Genomic DNA, 22313 nt, shown 5'->3' with positions numbered 1-22313 from the left:
CGGTCAACCGCCCAGTCCGCGGACGTACGCGTACAGTCCGAGCACCCACAACACCACCGGTACGACGAGCAGAACCAGTACGAGTTCAGCCAGCTCGGCGTACCTGGCCAGGTACGCGCCGGGCCGATGTCTCGCGTACCAGAGCCCAAGGAACCAGGCCGCAACCGCGAACACCAGCAAGATGTACGGCGACTGCACCAGCAACCAGCCGAGTCCAAAGAGACCTGCACCGATCAGGGACAACCGATGCGCGACTACAGGAAGCAGTCGCGCCCGGAGCAAACAGATCCCGACTAGCAGCACCACTAGTACACGTGCTGGCGTAGCGGTGGACCAGGTCAGCACAGCCAGCGCACAGCCCAAGCCGATGGACAGCCCGGCCAGGATGCCTGTGTACAACGCAGCAGAACGATGCACCGCCAAGTACACGATCCGCCGGGGCGGCTGCGGTGCATCAGCGAGTAGATCAGCGGTACTGGTTGGTAGCACCGGTTTTGGCAGCCGTCCGATCCGCATGGCGAGTGGAGCCGCCACCGGTACCAGCGCGATCGCCAGCGCACCGACAACAGCAGCCGACCGCGTACCAGTCCCCCAGTCGCCAAGCGCCCCTGCGACCAGTGCTAGCCCTCCAACGGTCACTGCAGTGGCGAAAACGGCGGTGTGCCGAGCGATACCGACGTACCCGATCAGTCCGAGCAACAGGACCACCGCACCACCCGCAGTGAGCTGTGGCGCTCCCAGCTCCGTCAGCCGAAACGTTGCAGCTGGCAACAATGCTCCGCCGACGAATCCGAACGCCACAGCCACCGCACCGGCCATAGCAGCCGCTGCTCCGTCACCAACGGCCCGCGACAGTGCGACGCCCGCTGTCATCAGTACGCCTGCGGTGACCAGCGCGAACAGCGCCACGTCCTCCCAAGGCGGTCCGCTGCGCAGCTGTAGGCCGAGCGCGGTCAGCAGAGCAACCGCACCGGCGACCAGTCCACACCAGCGGGTCGCTGTAGGTGTCCAGGCGCGACCACCGGAGCGTGCGTTGGTAGCGATCGCATCGACCAGGTCGTCGTACTCGAGCTCCGGCCAGTGCTGGTGAGCTGTAGCGAGGTGCAGGACCTCGCCGTCCCGAACCTCCTGCCCAGCCAGGTCCCGGTGCGTCTCCAGCGTCTCGCCGTCAGGACGGCGGAGGACCCAGCCGCCTTGAAGTGCCCCTTCGTCGGCGAGCCCGTCACCGGCATGGCGCAGGATGCCGGGCAGCACCTCGGCGACCGTCGAGCGCTCCGGCAGCGCCAGGTCGATCCGGCGTTCCGGTGCGTCGATGGTGACCTTGACCAGTCCACGAATGCTCACCTTCGCCACGGTGGCACCGGGCGCTGCCGAGTGACCGGGGCTTGCAGCTTGCGGACAGTCAGCTAGTGGCCGCCGGCCGTTGTCCGGTGCCGGCGCCGCATAACGTCCGGAGACATGTCGACAGTCATCGTCAGCAGACCGCCGCGTCGCGACGGCCCGGCCTTGCCGACCGGCGACGTCACCCTCGATCCGCCGCCGGCGCTGCCACAACCCGCGGCCCGGCAGCTCTCGCAGTACGTGATGATGGTGCCGATGCTCGCGGGTGGTGCCGCGATGGCGTTGATGTACTCGACCCTCGGCGGTGGCGGCAAGATGAGCTACATCGTCGGCGGACTGTTCGGCCTGTCCGCACTGGGCATGGCCGCTGTCGCGTTCGCCGGCCAGGGTGCTCCGCGGCGCGAGATGGCCCGTGCCCGGCGTAGCTACCTTCGCCACCTGTCCCAGCAGCGCATCCGTGCGCGCCGGGCGGTCAGCCAGCAGCGTACGGCGTTGTCGTACCTGCATCCTGATCCGACGCAGCTGTGGACTCTGGTGGAGAGCTACCGGCTCTGGGAACGACGCCGCAACGACGCCGACTTCGCGATAGTCCGTGTCGGTACGGGTGCGCAGCCGCTCGCCACACCAGTCGCTCCGCCCGACACAGTCCCGCTGGAAGAGCTGGAGCCGCTGTCTGCCGGTGCACTACGCCGCTTCATCACGACGTACTCGGCTGTGCCCGGACTGCCCGTGGCAATGGCACTACGCGGGTTCGCGCATGTGTACCTCGACGGTGAACCGGACCGGGCTCGTAGCTTGGCCCGTGCTCTCGTAGCGCAGCTAGCCACGTTCCACTCGCCGGACGACCTCCTGATCACCGCGGTGGTCGGTCCGGACACCAGAGCGGAGTGGGAGTGGCTGAAGTGGCTACCGCACGCACACCACCCGGACAAGTCCGACGCACTCGGACCGATCCGCCTGATCAGCAAGAGTGTTCCGGATCTGGAGTCCGTGCTGGACGATCTGGTTGCTCAGCGGCCTAGATTCGATCCGGCATCCACTACCCGAGTCGACGGCCCGCACATCGTCGTACTGGTCGATGGTGGTGACGTAGCCGGGTCCGATCACCTGATGTCCGGTGGAGGAGTAGAAGGCGTCAGCGTCGTCGACCTGACCACCCAGCCGCCCAGGTTGCTCGACAGGTCGACCGTACTGCTCGATGTGGCTGACGACGGCGTACTGACCAGCATCACCATGGAGGGCGAGTCAGAAGTAGGTACGGCAGACACGTTCACTGTCGCGGATGCGGAAGCGCTGGCCCGCCTGCTTGCACCACTCCGGCTGTCTGCTGCAACTGATGGCGAGGAGAGCTTCGCGTCCGCCTTCGGCCTGACCGACCTGCTCAGCCTTGGTGACCCGTACGACTTCGACCCGGCCAAGCACTGGGGGCCACGGCCGAACCGGGACCGGCTACGCGTGCGCTTCGGCGTCACAGCGGACGGTACGCCAGTTGAGCTCGACCTGAAGGAGTCCGCACAGGACGGCATGGGTCCACACGGTCTGCTGATTGGTGCGACCGGCTCGGGCAAGAGCGAGCTGCTGCGTACGCTCGTACTCGCTCTGGCCGCAACGCACTCCTCGGACAGCCTCAACTTCGCGCTGGTCGACTTCAAAGGCGGCGCGACGTTCACAAAGCTGGACCGGCTGCCGCATACCAGCGCGGTGATCACCAACCTCGCCGACGAGTTGACTCTGGTTGACCGGATGTCCGATGCGATCAAGGGCGAGATCATTCGCCGGCAGGAGCTGCTGCGCCGGGCCGGCAACTACGAGTCCCTGCGAGCGTACGAGATGGCGCGGGCGGCTGGGGCGAACCTACCCGAGGTACCGACGCTCCTGGTGATCTGCGACGAGTTCTCCGAGCTCCTGTCGGCCAAGCCCGACTTCATCGACATGTTCGTCCAGATCGGTCGCGTCGGCCGAGCACTGGGCGTACATCTCCTACTGGCCAGCCAGAAACTGGAGGAGGGGCGCCTGCGTGGGCTGGATGCCCATCTGTCATACCGGATCGGTCTGCGGACGTTCTCGGCGATGGACAGCCGCGTAGTACTCGGCATCCCCGACGCGTACGAACTGCCGCGCGCGCCCGGCCACGGGTTCCTCCAGATCGGTACGGAGACGCTGGTGCGATTCCGGTCCGCGTACGTGTCGGGCGTACACCGACCGGCTGTCAGTTCAACGGCTACTGACGCGGACGATGTGTCGCCGTTCACGAGCGCGTACGTGTCGATGCCGGTCACCGAGGTCGAGGAACCACCGGAGGAGGACGGTGTCGGTGAGAAGCTGCTCGACATCCTCGTGGATCGCCTGGAGAACAAGGGCAAACCGGCTCACCAGATCTGGCTGCCACTACTCGACACTCCGCCGCCGCTGACTGACCTACTACCGCCACTGACTGTTGACCCGGACCGTGGACTCACTACTACTGGCGTACCAGGACTGCTGCGGGTGCCGATCGGACTAGTGGACAAGCCACTCGATCAGCGCCGCGACCCACTGCTGGTAGACCTGTCCGCTGCGGCCGGCCACGTCGTCATCGTCGGTGGTCCGCGCAGCGGGAAGAGCACTGCGATCCGCACGCTGATCTCTGCACTCGCAATCACCCACACCCCGCGCGAGGTGCAGTTCTATTGCCTCGACTTCGGTGGTGGTTCACTCGCCGCGCTCCGGGACCTACCGCATGTCGGCGGCATCGCCTCCCGCCTGGACGTGGGCGCAGTACGCCGGACTGTCGCGGAAGTGCAGCAGCTGCTGAGCAACCGGGAGCGCTTCTTCGCAGAGCATGGTGTCGAAGGCATGGCCGCGTACCGGGAGCGACGTACGGCCGGTGAGTTCGCCGGTGACCCGTGGGGTGACGTGTTCCTGGTAGTGGATGGCTGGTCTGTACTGCGGTCCGACTTCGAGGAGCTCGAGCTGACCCTGGCCGACCTCGCCAGCCGCGGCCTGGCGTACGGCGTGCACGTGGTGGCGACCTGTGCACGCTGGTTCGACCTGCGCGGCACCATCCGCGACCTGTTCGGTACGAGGATCGAGCTGCGGCTGGGCGACCCGTCCGACTCGATGGTGGACCGTAGAGCAGCCATGAGCGTACCGGCCGACCAACCGGGCCGCGGGCTCACTGACAACGCGCAGCACTTCGTTGTAGCCACACCAGACACCGACCTGGTGTCACAGCTCGCCGCGGCCTGGCCGGTGTCCGGTGCACCACGCGTACGCCTACTCCCGTTGCTGCTGGCAGAGTCCGAGCTGACGGCCGTACTGGCACGACAGCTGGACCAACCGCCTGGACTGCCTGTCGGACTGTCCGAGCGTGACTTAGGCCCGGTGCACGTCGATTTCGACGCCGACCCGCACTTCCTGGTGTTCGGTGACACCGAGTCTGGCAAGACCAGCTTCCTCCGCTGGATCGCCCGCTCACTGGTAAACCGCTACGACCCGACCGAGGCGCGGATCATCCTGGTCGACTACCGGCGCTCACTCACCATCGACGGTGAACACCTGATGGGTACGTTCTCCGAGCCGCGTGGCGTCGAAGCGATGGTCGCGGACCTCATCCCCGTACTCGACCGCCGCCTGTCGGGCGAATGGACCGGTCCGCGGATCCATGTCCTGGTTGACGACTACGACCTGGTCGCCGGCAGCAACAACCCGCTCGCCGGTCTGATCGACTACCTCGCGCACGGCCGCGACATCGGCCTGCACATTGTGGTTGTCCGGCGCAGCGGCGGTGCCGGACGGGCGATCTTCGAGCCGCTGATCGCCCGGCTGCGCGATGTCGGGACGCCAGGCCTGCTGTTCAGCGGCGACAAAGCAGAAGGCCCCCTGCTCGGCGCCACCCGGCCGCAGCAGCTGCCGCCAGGCCGGGCCCAACTCGTTGCCCGCCGCGGTGACACCAGCCTCGTCCACCTCGTCGACTGCACCAGCTGAGTCGACTGCTCGATCCGACAGGAGCCACCCATGGTCCAGGTCACACCCCAGCAACTCCGCGACTTCGCCGCGATGCTGAAACCGAACGACTTCACCACGGTCTGCGACGCGCTGCCTGGTTTCAACCTGCATGGCGGGATGCCGGACTCGGACAAACCGAACGGTCTCCTCCAGCAGTGGGCGCCGCAGCTGGCCGGGTTCGGCCACGACCTCGCCCGGGGCATCGACGCCTTCGGGACCGTCTCCCGGAACGCGGCGGACCGGTTCGATGCCACCGATCGGGGCGCGGCCGGGCGGTTCGAGGTCAACGACCGGGACGCCCGCGACATCATCGCGACCGAGCTCAACCCGGTCCGGGTCCGGGACTGGACCGACGGCGACGGCCTGCCGCCGATCGCGCCACCACCGGCACCGCCGTCGGTGAGCAACCCGCCGATGCCGAAACCCGACCCGCACGTACGGATCCTGGCGCCCGGGGAGTTCGGCACCTCGGGCGGTTCGACGCAGCCGACCGCATAGGAGCCGACGATGGCTGACTACACCAAGACCTCGATGGCGGACATGCTCGGCCAGATCCAGGCCACCGATGCCGGTACCTGGCAGAGCGCGGGCGAGACCTGGGGCTCGATGGCAGGTGCCATCAAGAACACCCAGGAGAACCTCGACTTCGCCTGGAACAACACGCAGCAGTTCCGCGACAGCGAGGTGTTCAGCAGCATCAACACCAACGTCACGCAGAGCAGGCAGTCCGCGGACGAGTGGCGGATGTTTGCCGAGCAGGTCGGCAGTCAGCTGACGAACATCAGCGGCACGATCGTTGCCACCCGGCAGATCGTCGAGGGACTCGCACCCCCGTACGCCCAGGCGGAGACCCGGAAGGCGACGGCGAGCGAGCAGGCCGACCGGGATGCGGCGCAGCGGGACATGGACGACATTCGCGCTCGGGCCGCCAACGTGATGGGTGTGCTGTCGGGACTGATGCAGCAAGCCTTCGACCGGGTCAGTTTCCCGCATGCCAAGTACGGCGGGCCGATGACGCCGAAGCCTACGCAGGAGCAGCCGGGCGACCACAACGGCGATCCGAGCGCGAAAGCCGACGGCGGTGGTGGCGCCGCGCCGGGGAACGCCGCGCCTGGTGCGACGCCCGGTGAGGTGCCCGGTGAGAAGCCAGCCGCCAACCCTACGGCGCCCAAGGATGAGAAGGACCCGTGGGACGAAGCGGGTAAGGCGATCGACGTCATCGGCAAGGGCATCGACCTGACCGGCAAGGTCCCGGAGAACCTGGACAAGTGGCTGACGCTCGCCCAGCACGCAAAGGACCTGACTGGCGGTGGCACCCCGACCACCACTCCGGACCCGAGTGGTTTGCTCCCCAAGGGGTACCCGTCCGACCAGCCCGCTCTAGCAGGCGGTGTCACAACCACACCGCCCACGTTCGATCCAACCCGTTTCACTCCACCTGACGGCGGAAGCGGCTTAGGCGGAAGTGGTTCAGGTGGTGGCGGTCTCCCGAACATCGATGTGCCGTTCGGAGGCGGTGGCGGAGCGACAGGCGGCGGCCTCCCGACCGGCAGCCCTGGAGCATCAGAACGAAACTCCTCATCGCCGCGAGCAGCAGCAACAGCAGGTGGAGCTGGTGCCGAGCCAACGCTGGCCGGCAAACCAACCAGCTCAACTGGCACGCAGCAGAGCTCGTCCCCGATGTACCCGCCCATGAACGGCGCCGGGGCCGGTGCGGGCGCGGCCGGTGCCCGGGCCGACATCCGCTCCGGCGCCGCCCCGAACCGCCAGGGCTTCACTGTCCCAACAGAATCCACCGCCGCCGAGCGCCTGAGCCGCCAGGGCGTCCAGTCCGAACTACAGGGCCGCACCAGCGGCGAGCAGCGTACGCCGTCCGGTGCGCCGCCACTGCGAAAGCGCAGGGCCGCGAAGCGCACCCAACGTACCGAAGAGGTGCTTGACGACGAGCTGTGGAAGCTCTGACGGCACAACTGGCCATTCCCTGGCCGCAACCGGAACACACCCCGGACGGCGCCGTCCACAGACCTAGCGTGACATCGACCGGTGATCACGCGCCGGCAACCCCAGAGGAGGAAACACCATGGCCGGTGTGGAGACCGAACTCCAGCGAATGCACCGTACCGCCCAGGACGCCGCCACGATCGGCGACAACCTGAAGAACGTGATGAGCAGGCTCGACAACGCGATGGGCGTACTGGCTCCGATGGACGGGATGATCAAGAACGCGTTCTGGTCCGGGCACCACAGCCATCTGGACGCGATGACCAAGCTGTGCAATCGCCTGCACCAGCTGGCGGATGGCATCGGCAGCGCGAAGAGCGCGTACCAGTCGGCAGACGACAACGCACAGACCGCACTGGCCCGAGTAGGCAGCACCAACCCCGTACTCGACATCACCGTGCTCTGAGAAAGGACAAACGATGCCCGGAGATCACATCAACTATCCGTACGCCGCTATGGCACAGGCAGCGGTCGACATGGCCGGGGCCAGCAAGGAGGCGACCGAGCTGAAGACCCAGTTCGAGAGCGCGATCCAGGCGCTGTTGGCCGCTTGGCAGAGCGAGGAGGCGGCTCCGCAGGTACAGCAGGTACAGCAGCTGTGGGCACAGGCGGCCGGTGAGCTGAACCTGTTGCTCAGTAAGCGCGGTAGTACCGTCGAGGACTCGATGCTGCAGATGCGCAGCACCGACCACTCCGCAGCTATCACCATCCAAGCCTGAACACACGAAGCGCCCGGCCCCGAGTGGAGGGCCGGGCGCGCTTTCAGTTGACGCGCCAACCGCGGCGTCGGCCTAGTGGAATGACAGCAGCAGCAAGCAGTACCAGAAGCGCTGACACCCCTGCTAGCAAGGCGATCCGGCGTCCGGCGAGTCCAGCGTGGTTCCAGGCAGCAGTACGGTCTGCTGCCGGATCGGACTTCGGCGGAGCTACAGGTGGAAGAGCGGCGGGTTTCGACGTACTGAGTACGTCCCGCACTGCCCGATACGGGTTGACCACGCCGGCGCCGTACTGGTCGGACGGGCCAGGCGCTGGTGTCGCAGTAGCCATCAGGCGCTTCGCTACCTCGGCTGCCGGGAGATGTGGGTCAGCAGCGCGTACCAGGGCCGCCGTACCGCTGACGAAGCCAGTAGCGAAGCTAGTGCCGTCGTAGTACCGGTGACCGTTGACGCGGGTTGCGGCCAGTACGCCCCCGCCAGGTGCGGAGATGTCGACGTACGCTCCGACCTGCGAGTTCGACAGGCGGCTGCCGTCGATCGTCATCGCGCCGACCCCAAGCACACCCGGGTACGCCGCTGGGTACGTGACCGGGTCCGGTCCTTGCTGGTTGTGGGCGTTGCCGGCCGCGGCGACGATCAGTGCATCGTGCCGTTGGGCATACCGGACGGCGTCGCGGACGGGCTTCTGGTCCACGTACAGCGACAACGAGATGTTGATGACTGTGGCGCCCGCGTCAGCCGCGTACCGGATGGCGCCCGCGAACACGGTCGCGTCGACGGCCGCACCTTGCTGCTCATTCGCGTCCCGTTCGCTGACGCGGATCGGCAGGATGCGTGCGCCCGGTGCGACGCCACGGAAGCCGACCCCGTTGAGCGGACGGGCCGCGATGATGCTCGCCACCGCCGTGCCATGTGAGACGCAGTCGAAGTCGGCGCGTTTGTCGCCGGGCGTGAGTACATCCTTGCCGGGCAGGACCGCGCCACGGAGTTGCGGATGGTCCGCGTCGACGCCGGAGTCGATCACCGCGACCGTCACGCCGCTGCCGGTGCTGACCGGCCAGGCGCGTTCCGGCGCCAGCCAAGTGGTTGCCCAGGGCATCTTGCTGACCGTCGGCCCGCCGCCTTCGGCGTTCTGGCACTGGCCGGCCGGCGGCGTCGCGGTCGCGGGTGTCGCGGTGGCGGCCAGTGCCCCGAGGACGACGGCCGCGGCTGCTGCTCTGACTGTCTTCACGATCCGGACCGTACGGCGGGGCCCGATCGTGCCACGGGTTCTGACCCCTTGTGGCCACGGACTGACCATGATCCCGCCGAGCGCCGACGCTGGAACCCGGAGGTGGACATGTCGAAGCTCGACCTGGGCAAGGAACTGGCGGCGCTCGGCCTGGACAGCGGCCTGGAGCGCGTGACCGCCGCGGCCGAGACGCTGGACCGCGCCTTCGACGAGGTGGTCGCGACCGCCGTCTCACCGGATCGCCTGGTCAAGATCACGGTCACCGGCCGCGGCGACGTACGCGAACTGGAACTCGATCAGGGGATCTACTCGAGGAGAGACCCAAGAGCACTCGCCGCGACCATCCTCACCACCCTCGGCCAGGCGCAGGCCGCCGCGGAAGCCAAGCTCGCCACGGCGTACGACGCGTTCCGGGAGCACCTCGATGACTGAACGGATCGAGGTCGACCAACTCGGCGTCGCGCGGGCGTCGGACGATTGCCGGACAGCGGGAACCGACGCCGGTACGCACCTCGCGCGGTTGCTGGCCGGCCTGACGAAAGGCGCGATCGAGGCCGCCGCCGGACGTGACGACTACGGCCGGCAGATCACCGACGGGTGGGCGAACAGCCAGGCCGAGACGTTTCCCGACTTCGCCAAGGGCATCGAGGAGCAGTTGATCGGGCGTGGCGACCAGATGTCGTCCTGCGGGGAGAACGCCCGCGCGACCGACGACGCGGCCGCTCAGCAGGTCCGCGCGACCGACCTCGGCCTGACCCAGACCTCGCAGGGCTGGGCGACGCTTCCGCCCGACCAGGCGGTCTAGCGTGGGGCTCCAGCTGCCGGGATGGTTGAAGGCGATCCTCGAAGGCGGGTACGAACCACAGGCCGACGAGGACGCGCTGTACGCGTTGGCCGATCAGTACGACGCGTGCGCCAAGTACTTGTGCGGCCCCCTCGCCGGGCAGATCGATGTGGCGGCGGGTGGGTTCGGGTCCGCGTACCACGGTGAAGCTGGGGTCGCGCTGGAGGCGTTCCTGCGGCGGTACGCGCATGATGCCAGTTTGTCGGGCCCGGCCACGCTGGCCGACGGGGCGACGCATTTGGCCGAGTTCCTGCGGACCATGGGCGACACGATCGTACGCACCAAACGCGAACTGCTGATCATCGGAATCGTCAGTGTCGCGACCATCCTGTTCGGGCTCGGTCCGATCACGGGAACGCTGATCCGGAAACTCGGGCAGGAAGGCGTGAAACGGCTGATCCTGCAGCTGGTCAAGAAGCTGGTGAATCGGGAGGCGCGGAAACTGCAGGCCAAGATGATTGCCGAGCTTGCAGCGCAGGCGGCGAAACAGACCGGCAAATTCGTGTTCAGCAAGCAGATGGTGCCGAAAGCGCTCGGTGTGGTTGGGGCGGAGCTCGCGGACGAGGTCATTCCGTACGCGCTGGCGGGATTGTGGGGGCAGGCGACCGGACAGGATCGCCGCCTGGTCGTGGACAGTCACGGTCAGCCGGTACGCGATGACAAGGGGAACTTCGTCACCACCGACGACTGGGATTGGCGCGGGACGGCGATGACCGCGGTCGGCGCGGTTGTCGGCGTACCGCTGTCGCACGGCGTGGGGATCGGGCTTTCCAAGGTGCCTGGGGTCGGGACGGTTTCCAAGCTGGCGAAGACGTTCGTGAACAATGCGATCACTTCGCCGTTGGCGAGTTCACTGACGTCGCTGGGGTTTCAGGAGGGATGGCACAATCCGTCGATCCAGGACATCTGGATCGCGGGCGCGCACGGGGCGGCGCGGAACAGTACGCCGAGTGATGCGCACGGGCCATTGGAATCCCTGGGCGAAAAGGCCGGCGAATGGCTCGGCCACAAGATCGTCGGCCACGCACCCGCCGACCCCGGCGGTCCGCAGCCGACCCCAGTCCAGACACCCGCGACGCAAACCACAACCCAGAGCACAACCCTGGACACGCCCCAGAACGCGGCGCAGAACGCCAACCAGAACGTTTCCCAAACTTTGTCCGAGAACTCGTCCCAGAGCATTGCCCAGAACGCTGCTCAGAACGGCAGCCAGCCGACGGCAGGCCTCATCGGCGGCGCCCTGAACCAATCAACTCCGTCTCTCAGCAACACCGCACCCCAGGCCACCAGAACCCTGACTCAACCCGCCGGCAACCAATCCACCCAACAATCCCGCCCCGACCAGCTCCAACCCCTCCGCCGTCCCCAACCCACGACCAATCCCCCCGAAGCCCAGCAACCCACCGACCCCACCACCAACCCCACCGAAGCCCAGCAACCCACCACCACCCCAACAACCCAACAGCCCGCCAACCCCACACCCCAGCCCACCGCCGACCTCACAACTCAACCCACCGACGCCACAACTCAGCCCACGACACCGGCCACTCCAGCCGCCCAACCGACCCCCTCCGCGCAAGCTGACCCAACAACCCCGAGCCAAACCCCAGCCACCGCCACCCAGCCGGCTACCCAATCCCAGGCCACTCCACCAACCGCCCAGGAGCTGGACACCACACCTGCCACCCGGCCCGTGCTGTCAGCGGACGAGGAGGTGGTCGCCTCACCTGCCATCCAACTCATGTCGCAAAGGGCCCGGGAGGTGGCGGCAACACCCTCCACACAACCCGTGCTGCCGGCGGTGAACGGGGGTGGGGCTGGGCTGATTGGTGGGGTGGTTGCCGGGCCGCGGGTGGGTGCTGTGGCTCGGCCGGGTACGCGCGGTGGTGCCGGCCACTCCACCAACGACGTGATCGATCACAGTGCTCGGTCGGCTCCTGCTCGTCCGGGGCTGGAGCTGGCACGGCTGCGGCGTGGTGGGGAACCTCCGCGACCTCCGGGGAAGCCTGGTCGCCTGAGTGAGCCGAGTGCACCGGCTCGGGTGACTGTTGCTGACAACAACCAGTTCGTGCTCGACGGGCGTGAGATGGGTGTGCACGAGCTCGCAAGTCTCGTACGGGCAGGTAACCCGGAGGTTGTTGTCGCCCAGAGCACCCCCGAGATCGTCGCCCTGGTGCAGAAGCTGGCGAACGTTACGGGCCAAGAGGTCGTGCTCCGAGTAGGTGACCAAGACCAGCGCCCGGACGAGGACGCCGCGCCCCGAGCAGAGGAACCGGATGGGGGTTCGCAACAGGGCGGTCGTGGGATGAGCCCCGAGCAGGACGGACGTGAGGTGGGCTCTGAGCGGGGTGGTCGTGGCGTGGGCTCAGAGCGGGGTGGTCATGGGGTGAGCCCCGAGCGGGGTGGTCGTGGGGTGGGGTTGGAGGAAGGTGCGGGGTCTGGGGTTGTGGTGCGGCCGGTGGGTGGTGGAGGGCTGTCGGTGGAGGGGGTGGTGGTGCGGGAAGGGGGGAAGTGGGTTCGGAAGCCGCGGGAGGGGGCCGTGTCTGGGATGGAGGTGGAGGTTACCGAGGGTCAGCTTGGGGTGCGGGTTGGGGTTGGGCGGTCGAAGTCGGCGTTCGCGTTTTACGACAAGGTGGTACTGGTTGCGCATCCGGGTGTTTCGCTCGCGGCCGAGGTGGATCGGACGAATGAGTTGCGTACGCTGCCGGGTGGTGCCGACGTCATCGCGCCGATTCATGCGCGGACGAGCTTGTTCGGGCGTGATGCGATCGTCGTGGACCGGTTCGCGGCGGCGAGTCATGACGTACTCGACGAGGAAGCGCCTGATCCGGACTCGCGGCTGAGCCGGCCCGGCCTGCCGACGCGGGCGACGCTCGAGAGCCTGGAAGCACTGCGTACGTTCGCGATCGAGAACAAGGTGCTGCCTGGAGATCTTCAGTTCGCGATCAGTCCGGACGGACGGTTCCGCGCGTACGACGTGGATGGCATCCGCGCGATCACCGGCCCGGAAGATCCCGCGCTGACCACCCTCGATGCCTGGATCACCTGGGCGAGAACCCAGCTCGGAACGCCCGCAACTGACAGCCGAACCGCACAAGCTCCTGCCGCGAAGCCGTTCAAGATCCAACGCAGGCAAGCAAAGCCGCCCGAGGGCGGCACCCAACGCGGGCAGGCGAAGCCGTTCAAGATCCAGCGTGGGCAGGCGAAGTCGGGGGAGGACGGTACGGGCGGCGAGACGTCCAGGTTGGCGAATTCCGACGGCACAACGGGGATGAGTGTCTCGGAGGTGGAGGTGGCTGTTGCGGCGGTTTGGCGGCGGATGCGGTTGCCGTTGGGGATTCGGGTACGGGTTGTGGTTGGGCCGGATGCGGAAACGCTGACGCAGCAGTACGGTCTGTCGCGGACCGGGCCGTGGCAGGCGCGGTTTCGGATGGAGAACGGGATCGGCGTCGCGTACCTGGCCGCCAACGAACACGTCTCACCCGCGGACGTCGCCGCCTCGGTCTGGCATGAAATAGTCGGGCACTTCGGCTGGCGGCTGTTCAGTCCGGAGACACGGTACGAGCTGCTCGACGTAGTCCGGCAACTCCGGCATCTCGACCCCGACCTGGCCAACCAGATCGACCGCTTGTACGCGGACCAACCGGGCGATGTCCGCGACGAGGAGTTCCTCGCCTGGTTGTCCGAGGGCGGCGTACCGTCACGTCTGCGCCAAGCCTGGAACTCCTTCCTGACCGCGCAGTTCGGCACCGCGCTGCACCGGATCGGCGCGATCAGCAACGAAACACTCGAGCAGGCGCGCTACCACCAGCAAATGGAACCGCTGTACAAGATCATCCGCGCCCTGGTCGGAGCCATCCGCCAGAACCGCCCGCTCCACCCGGCCTACTATCCACCCCGCTCCCGCGCTCTTTCGCACCCGGAAGCAACCACTGAGCAGCACGAGCTGGATCGGCGGCCCCGCGTGCATGGTGAGCAGCCGCGTGGTGGGGCGGGGAGTATTCACCGGAGTGAGTTCCGCGGCGACGGCCGCCGTACGCCAGATGCCGAGGGTGTACGGGCTGCCGCGCAGGCTGCCGCGCCGCGAATCGGCAGTGCGGTCGCGGCTGCGCGCGGTGAGGCGGCGGACGTCACGGTTGAGGCCGAACGCGTGACGATCACGCTGGACTCGGGCGAGCAGGTGACCGCGCTGCTCGACGTGTCCGGTGATTTCACGAATGCCGGCCCGGTGCGTTGGGAACGTACGAGCGGAGCCACGGACTGGGCGCGGATCACCGTGTCGCCACGGGCACGGGATGAAGTTGTAGGTCGAGCTGTCGCGAACGCGGTTGCCGGCGTGCTGGCCGCGTACCGCGGCGAATCGCCAGCTGGACAGGTACGGGCCGGCCGGCGCGCCGAGATCGGATACCTGCTCGACAGCCTGGACGCGGGAGAGTCGCCACACCACGTACGAAAGGAGCTGCGGCTACTGCTGCGGCACCTGAACAAGTTCGAGAACGCGGTGGCGACACCTGGGGCAACGACAGCACCGGCAATCCGCGACCTGCCGCCGCTGCCGCGTGGGCTGCGTCGACGGGTTGGAAATGCGCTGCATCGCAACCTGGCGTTCACGTGGTTGGCGGACAAGGTCATGCCGCGGGTCGACCACGTGGAGGATCGGATCACTGATCCTGGCGTACTTCGTGCAATTGACCTCCCAGACGGTGCCCTCGCGGTCAATGGTACGCCGCCGGATGCCGTGGATCGCTTTGTCCACAGGGTTTTTCAGCACTTTGCACAGCAACCGGAGGTTGCTGTTGGTGGCGGGCTGTCGGCCAGTCAGCAGAAGGTGCTTCGTGAACAGCCGTTGCTCCGGCAACTGGTTGAGCGTCATGGGACGGATCAGGCTGCGGTACTCGGTGCGCTTGGAGTGGATGAATTCGTTCAGCAGGTCGCGCCGGCTGATCAGTACGCGGTGGCTGCTGTGTTTGCGAAGCTTCAGGCGTTGGTGGATCAGCGGGAGCATGCCGGCTCGTGGCGGCAGCGGCGTACGGCGGCCAGGCACTTTGCTGAGCTGGCTCAGGCGCTGGGGGTGATCGACAACCGTGACTTGCGGGCTGCTCTCCCGCATGAGCTGGCTGCAGCTGTTGCCGAGTTGGAGCCGGGTCTGGTGCAGCGGATCAACCGGGCGATCGACAATGGTGTGAGTTCGTTGCCCAGCCTGCGCGCGGAGCTGATTCTCGGTTTCGCTGAGACCGTGCCGTCCGGGGTGGTGTCGGCTGCTGTACTCGCCAACCACGGCAAGGTCGGTCTGGCAGCAGCTGTCCTAGCCGGTGCAACTCTCGCCTGGCCGGTCCGTGCAGTAGTCAACCGGTACGTCGAGTCACGCGACGAACAGACCAAGTCAAACCGCCGCAACTACCGCCGCGACCTGGACGAACACTCCCGCGCTCCCCAACACGCCACCATCACCACCACCATCCGCACCGCCTACCAACAACTCCTCCAAACAGCGACCACTCCCACCTCCAGTGCGGTGGTGCCGCGGGCGGGGCTGGGGGTGCCTGAGGTGAAGGCGCCTCCTCTGACTGCATCCTGGTGGACTTATCCGTTGCGTAGTTCGGTGCCGTTAGCCGGAGCCGCGCTGCCGATGGCGCTGGTTGTTCCGCCTCTGGCTGTTGGCGCCACCATCGGGATAGCTGCAGCGGTCGTCGGCTACGCGCACTACCGGTTCGCCCAGCACCAGGCGACGCTCGACGACGAGCGGCGTGTCCGCGACTACCAGTGGCGCAGCTGGCGGCAGCTAGTCGGTGAGTTGCGCCGGGCCTCCGACGTACTCACCAGACTGAACGCCCTGAGCAACGACCTCACCGGCGATCGCATCCACCTTCCGACCTGGAACTTCGACGCACCAACAGACCACACCGGCCGCGGCGTCATCCCCGCCAAACCACTCTTCGCGATCCGCGAGCTGCTGCTCGGCGTAGTACCTCTCGCGAACCGCACAGCCAGCGTGTACGTCCAGCAACAACTGGCCGCCGCCACCGCGACCGTACTCGAAGCAATGACTCGCCTAGGTGCGATCGGTGCAGTGTCCGGAGTAGTAGAAGCCTTCCACGCCGAAGCGAACCGCCACGCGTTCGATCGCCGCGTACACAACTGGCTCGAATTGCTTCGGATGGAGGTGCAGACCCGCTCCGCGGCGATCGCCGACCCGGTACTCGACCAACTCGACCACCTGCTGACAAACCCAACCGCACCCCAGACAGAGCTGCAGATCCCACCAGTCCCACCCTGGTCACCAGTAGTCCACCCAGACCGCGAAGCGACCACCAATCGGCGCTGGTACGCGGTCGGTGCAGCAGCCATCGGCGGTACCGGCGTGGGGGTCGCCGCCTGGATGGTGCACAGCTTCCACCTGGACCCGATCTACCTGGACCTGGCCGCGGTCGCGGGTGCGTTCCAGCCGGTCAGCTACTACGCCAAGTACCTGCGCCGCCGGATGCGTGTCAAAGCGGACCTTGACGTACGCGACCGCAGTGCGGAGCAGCGCGCCGCGACCGAGCTCGACCGGGAGCGATCGGCAACCACCGACGCCGTACACCAGGTCAACCGCGTCGGTGACGTGATCGACGGCAAGGCACCGCGCAACCGCCCGGAGCCGACCACCGACCTGGGCCGCTTCATCGAGTCCGAACGGCGCGATCTGGACCTACAGCCGTCCTCCGAGCTCAGCCGCCTGCTGACGCGCCTGACCGGTCTGGACGAGCAGCGCCGACGCCTACTGAATCGGTTCGACCAGGGCCTACCTACTGAGCTGCACGAGCTGACCGAGGTGTACGTCGCGATCTCCAGCGCGCTATCCGACTACGCGGACGCTGCGCACAAGGTCGGGCTCGACCCACATGTGCGCCTGGGTGGACCGGAGAACCGTCCGGTCAGTGCCTCCGTCCTGCACCACGACCCGCTGAACGGCCGCAACCTCACCGACCTGACCTGGGCAGGCCGCCACCACCTACCGAGTGTCAACGCGGAGAACGCCGCGCTGATCGCCGCCAAGATCCAGCAGACCACCAACGACCGCTACGGCCCGCTGTCGCTGGAGCAAGTCCGTGCACACACCAGTACTGGCCGCCGGATCGTAGACATCGCTGCGGATCTCATCGGCACTGCGGAACGACGCCGTACGCCAATCTGGAGCTCTGCGGATGCACGCGCCCTGGCAGCTCGGGTGAGTTTCCACCGTGCCCTCACGGCCGACCAGGCACGTGCCGTACCCGCGCGGCTGATCCAGCAAGAGGGTGTCCCGCTCGACTGGACCACGTACGCCGGACTGCACGCCACTGCACTGCACCAGCAGCAGACCGGTCTGATGGACCGGGCCGCTGCTCGGCTGGCCAGTGCGGCGGCGACGGATGACACGGCGAAGGCCAAGCGCCACCAGGCGATCGCTGCGGCGTGTACGGCGGCCGCGCGCCAGGCAGAGCACGCCCGCGCCGCGTGGGACGCGTTCCGCGCGCAGCCGAGCCAGGCGACACTGCAGAGTGCCCGACACGAGGAGGACCGGTACCAACAGCGTCTTGCAGCTTCCCTGCCGTCCAAGGACGTATTGCAGACCGCAACTGTCTCCGGTCGGCTGCCGCACCTGACCGCGCTGACGGAGCAGCTCAACGAGGCGCTCGCCGCGCAGCACAACGCGTACCGGTTCACACCGGAGATGCTGCACCGGACGCTGCGCGCCGAGACGCGTCGTGTACTTGCGCCGGGCGGTGTCGTACTGACTGTCGGCAATGATCCGCAGGCGGATGTCAGTCGGCTGATCCAGTTCGAGATCACGCTGCAGCCGGGCGAGCTGCAGGAAGTGCTGGATGCTCCGGCGACCCTTGAGGAGGCGCAGCTCGGTCAGCTGGTGCAGGGCGGGTTCAACGTCGGTACGACCACCACCACGACCTTTGGGCACAACGGTTCGCTCAGCCTGGGCCCGGCGCTGGCGGCGCTTCCGGAGACGAACCCGATGAAGGCCATGTCGCATCTCTTGGCTCCGAGTGTCGAGTACGCGCGGAGTACCGGACGGAGTTTGACCGGTGGAGCGACGGAGTACGGGCTGCCGGGAGCGGTTGAGGTGATTCAGGGTGAGGTGCTGCGGTTCCGTTCGGTGCGACCGGCCTGGTCGTGGCGAATGCGTACGTCGGCCGTCGCCGCGTGGTCGGCGCCTCAGGTGGTGAGTGGTGCTGGTTCGACGCTGGATCTCGGTTTCAGTCATTCGTACACGGTTGGCGCGCCCAACGAGACGGTGACGATTGAAAGGTTCGGGGACAGCCGGCGTACCGAGCTGCCTGAACATGTGGCCTCGCGGGTCGACGGGCTGAGCGACCTCGCCGATCGGGCGATTGCGGGCCTGAGGCAACGACTTGGGTCGCTTGATCGGGTTGGGCACGATCAGTTGCGTGGGCTGCTGACCGAGGACGGACCCGGTCGGCTGGTCGAGACGACCCGCCCTGGTGGGTTGACGCGGGTCATCACGAACGGCGGGCGGCCGGTCGCGTACGCGCGGTTGGAAACCGTGGCGGTGTGGGATCGCGCGACGCTGCTCAGCGACAGTTCGAGCGATCACAAGGTCGAGCGGCTTCGGGTCGGATTCTCGGGTACGTCCGGCGGCCAGACCTTCTCGGCCGGGACGTCGGTCGCGGGGTCGGTGAGCTACGCCGGGACCGCGCTGACCGATCTCGGTACGTCCAGCTGGGATGCCGGGCCGAGCGCGAAAGCGGGTCGCAGTACCGGGCAGGAGGTCACGATCGGCACCGGCGATACGGCGATTCACCCCAGCGTGCAGCGGATGCAGCCGACGCTGGGAGTGAAGCTCCGGCTTGAGCATCGGCTGACTGTCCAGCCGCTCGGTGGAAAAGCCGGCTTCACCTTGACGACCGCCGGCGACGCGATCCTGCGGATGCCGGAGAACGACGCATTCCGGTACGGACTGCCGGTGCCGGCGGATGCCCTTGTCCTCGATCCCGACGGCCGGCCACGGTACGGCGTCGACGGCCGGTTGTTGCTCCGGGGCGATCCGCAGCCGACGACCGAGCCGATCGCCTTGCCGCTCTGGATGCAGCCGACTCGCCATCAGATCCGTGGGGCCGGGCCGGCGCTGGTTCAGGAGTTCACGGGTGCCGATGAGACCCTGCAGAAGGTTCTGACCCACCTCGCCGCGCAAGGTCTCGTCCCGGCGCCGGGGCAAGCGCCCACGGCCGCGCAGTTGGCGAATCTTGAGCGGGTGGGGCAGCAACTGGCTCGGCATCGACTGGAGACCGGGTACGACCCGGCGGCGCAGGAAGGGATCTTGTTCCGGCTGGATCTGCATCGGGCGGGACTGCCGCCGGAGCAGCACACGTACCGGATTGTGCTGCGGCCGCATACCGGCGACGCGCGGCTGCTGGGGGTGAGTACGGGCGAGACCGTGGTCAACCTCGATATCGGTACGAACACCACGAGCCGCTCGGGTGGATGGTCGCGGAGTTTGCCGTGGTCGGCGATGGTTGGATTCGGCAACAAACCGGCGGTTGGTCAGGCCGGCGCGACGCCTGATGGGGGACCGAGCTATGGCCGGTCGTCGCGTGGTCGTTCGATCAGCTGGTCGACCGGCAGCACCGTCAACCGGGTCTCGCTGACCGAGAGCACCGGCGAGGTCGCGGTCTTCGAAGTACCGCACACGCTCGTCGTCACCGAGGTCACCACCACCGGCGACTCAGCCCCGATCGCCGAAGTAGAAGGCGCCGCCCGACTCTCCATCGACCGTGAGTTCTGCAGCCCAGGCGCGCCAATGCCTTCTATTGCTGGGCGAGCCAATCCATTCTTGTTGCAGGCGGCAACGTTTCAGGCGGTGGACGCCGGTGATCCGGTAAGGCGCCTGACCGCCGTACTTCCGGAGCTCGCCCGTGCTGACAGCTCGGCGCTGCATCACCTGAGCGCGTTCTTGAACCCGCGCAACCTGGCGGCGCGCCCGGAGCTGCTGACGGCGCCGTACCGGACCAACCTGATGATCAGTCCGGCGCCGTCCAACCCGGCGCAGGCCCAGCTGCAGCACGGTGTGACGACCGGACAGGCCAGTCTGACGATCAGGTCGGCGCTGGAGAACCTCCAGTACGTCGGTGCCGGCCGTCCGGTGAACGGCGAGATCAACCTGACCCTGCAGAGCTCGGGCATCTCGATCGGCTCCTCGACCGGAAACACGGCGGGTTTCGCAGGCAGCCTCGGCGCGGTCGGTGTGGACGGCGACTCGGCGGGCGGATCGCTCGGCGGCAGCCGGTCTGGAAACCGATCGGTTGGCGCGACCGAGACCCAGATCGGCGGGATCGAGCGGCTCGGGATTCGGGACGGTCAGCAGTACCAGTTCTGGGGTGACCTGGTCCTGGAAGCCGAGCTGCAGGCGATCGGCGCCGCGCCGCGGGCGGTTCAGCTGAGCACCGGCGCGATCATGCTGACCATCCCGGAGCGCAACGCACTCAGGTTGTACGGCCGGGGTGAACTCGACCTGCCCGCGACCAAGCTGGCTGATGCCGTCAACCGTGTACTCGCGGGTGAACTGGACCTGGATCGCCAAACCGTCGTCGCCCTGTTCCGCCGCTACACCAACAAGACATCAGCCAACGACACATCAGCCAACCTCCAGCAACAGTTGGCGGCCAAGCTACGAGGACTGACCGGACTGGACGAGGTCGCGTACCCAACGCTTGACCAGGTCCTACCCGCAGCGGACCTGATTGCGGCGACAGGAACCGAGGTGACCTTGCCAGAGCACTACACAAACTCCATGGGCGCGGCCGTCGTCGACGAGAGCTTGTTGTTCGATGCCGACGGCAACGAGGCGGACCTGTTCGTAGAGGTCGACGGAGCGCTCGGACAGTCGGCGCTGGATGACCCAGTTCTGTCAGCTGCCTTGCGTGGTGATCTGGCTGGGCTGCGCTGGCACGGTCACCTTGACGACATGCTGAGCGCCAACGGGTTCGCCGCGTACTACCCGACCGGCGGCAAGCAGCAGCGGACAATCCGGTTCAAATTCAGGTACGACGGCCCAGTGACGATCGACGGCGTACCGGACGAGGGTGGCAAGGAGAACGTCCTCAACATCATCCAAAACTACGACTACCACGAAACCGGTCGCAGCGTCACGGGCAGTACGACGTACAGCGGTCAGGCCGGCGCGGCGATGACACAAGGCGCATCGGCCACCACCGGCCTCGGCACCGATCTCGGTACGGCGACCACCGCGTCGAGCACCGAACAGAACACCAGAATGACCAGATCGCTGTGGAGCAAGACGAAACGGGTCTCCCGCGCCTTCCACCTGAGCGTGGAGATCGACGGCGTCGAGGCGCGTACGCTGACCGGCCGGATGACGCAGCTCGTACCGGCGTCGGTGATCAATGCGCAACCGTCGCAGACCGTGCACACCGGGCGCGTACCGCTGCCGAGCGGGACTGTTGTCGAAGGAACAACCGCGGACGAACTGTTCGAAACAGTCGCCAACCGGTTGATGCAGTCCGACCTGCTCGCCGCGGCCGGTGTCGCGCAGCATCGGGTCGCGCTGGAGAACATGCTGTCCGCGGCGGCCCGGCTCGCCGCGTTCGAACGCATCGCTTCGCCGGAAGGGCACACGATGGTGCAGTTGCCGGTGCCTGGTCGTACGGCGCGGATGATCGCCGTACGGGTTCGGGCTGAGCTGACCAGCCTGCAGCTGGTCGCGGACGGGACCGCGCAGCTCGGTCAGATCGATCGGCAGCAGCGGATCACCCAACTCACGACGAAGAGCAATCGGACGCTGCCTGCCGCGCGGTCCGGTGGTGGCGCGGCGCCGGCGGTTGGCGCGCAGGTCGGCGCGTCGAGCGGTGAGCAGGCTGGTGAGAAGGTCACTGACACAACCGGAAACCGCAACGAGACTTCGGTGTTCGAGACCGCGGAGATCGTTACGGTGCGGGCTGGTGTCACCTATCACCTCGGGTACGAGCGCCGGCGGATCGATCGGGACGGCAGCGCGCGGGTCGATCGGACCGACGACGGGACGGTGACCGGTACGGCGTACCTGACCATGTTCCGGCACGAGTACGACGCCCTGCTGGGCCGGCCGTCAACACCGGGCCGAACGGTTGCCGAGAGCAACACCCACACCGCGGGCAGTTACGTCCCGGCCGACCCGTCCGGCCCCAGCTGAGACCCGGCC

General features: G+C 67.4%; 10 protein-coding genes. 8 read left to right on the top strand and 2 right to left on the bottom strand.

Features of this window, described 5'->3' with window-relative positions; all coding sequences use genetic code 11:
- Positions 1–3: 3 nt before the first annotated feature.
- A complete protein-coding gene (eccD, locus tag HDA44_RS22340; RefSeq protein WP_184837447.1) occupies positions 4–1344 on the bottom strand; it encodes a type VII secretion integral membrane protein EccD in 1341 nt (446 codons plus the stop codon).
- A 114-nt stretch (positions 1345–1458) separates the two neighbouring features.
- Here eccD and eccCa point away from each other — a divergent pair, with 114 nt between their 5' ends.
- The 5 genes from eccCa (at position 1459) to HDA44_RS22315 (ending at position 8048) form a co-directional block, all read left to right on the top strand.
- Positions 1459–5307: a type VII secretion protein EccCa gene (eccCa, locus tag HDA44_RS22335; protein WP_184837445.1), complete on the top strand. Its 3849-nt coding sequence runs from the start codon at positions 1459–1461 to the stop codon at positions 5305–5307.
- A 30-nt stretch (positions 5308–5337) separates the two neighbouring features.
- Complete coding sequence (locus HDA44_RS22330) at positions 5338–5826, top strand: hypothetical protein (protein WP_184837443.1); 489 nt, start codon at positions 5338–5340, stop codon at positions 5824–5826.
- Positions 5827–5835: 9 nt separating this feature from the next.
- A complete protein-coding gene (locus HDA44_RS22325; RefSeq protein ID WP_184837441.1) occupies positions 5836–7290 on the top strand; it encodes a hypothetical protein in 1455 nt (484 codons plus the stop codon).
- 118 nt (positions 7291–7408) lie between these two features.
- Complete coding sequence (locus tag HDA44_RS22320) at positions 7409–7735, top strand: WXG100 family type VII secretion target (RefSeq protein ID WP_184837439.1); 327 nt, start codon at positions 7409–7411, stop codon at positions 7733–7735.
- Positions 7736–7748: 13 nt separating this feature from the next.
- A complete protein-coding gene (locus HDA44_RS22315) occupies positions 7749–8048 on the top strand; it encodes a WXG100 family type VII secretion target (RefSeq protein WP_184837437.1) in 300 nt (99 codons plus the stop codon).
- Between the two features lie 43 nt (positions 8049–8091).
- Here HDA44_RS22315 and mycP read toward each other — a convergent pair whose 3' ends face one another.
- Complete coding sequence (mycP, locus tag HDA44_RS22310) at positions 8092–9276, bottom strand: type VII secretion-associated serine protease mycosin (RefSeq protein WP_337906252.1); 1185 nt, start codon at positions 9274–9276, stop codon at positions 8092–8094.
- 108 nt (positions 9277–9384) lie between these two features.
- Here mycP and HDA44_RS22305 point away from each other — a divergent pair, with 108 nt between their 5' ends.
- Genes HDA44_RS22305 through HDA44_RS22295 form a run of 3 tightly spaced genes read left to right on the top strand, consistent with a single transcriptional unit; the run spans position 9385 to position 22304 of the window.
- The gene (locus tag HDA44_RS22305) at positions 9385–9708 is read left to right on the top strand and encodes a YbaB/EbfC family nucleoid-associated protein (protein WP_184837433.1); all 324 of its coding nucleotides are present in this window, start codon (positions 9385–9387) and stop codon (positions 9706–9708) included.
- A complete protein-coding gene (locus HDA44_RS22300) occupies positions 9701–10081 on the top strand; it encodes a hypothetical protein (protein WP_184837431.1) in 381 nt (126 codons plus the stop codon). Before HDA44_RS22305 ends, HDA44_RS22300 begins: the two co-directional genes overlap by 8 nt.
- A gap of 1 nt (position 10082) precedes the next feature.
- On the top strand, positions 10083–22304 hold the full coding sequence (locus HDA44_RS22295) for a hypothetical protein (RefSeq protein WP_184837429.1): 12222 nt from the start codon (positions 10083–10085) through the stop codon (positions 22302–22304).
- The last annotated feature ends 9 nt before the right edge of the window (positions 22305–22313 follow it).

Source organism: Kribbella solani, assembly GCF_014205295.1.
GTDB classification, from domain to species: Bacteria; Actinomycetota; Actinomycetes; order Propionibacteriales; family Kribbellaceae; genus Kribbella; species Kribbella solani.
The sequence above is the reverse complement of the archived record's forward strand: the minus strand, read 5'-3'. Positions and strand labels throughout refer to the sequence as shown.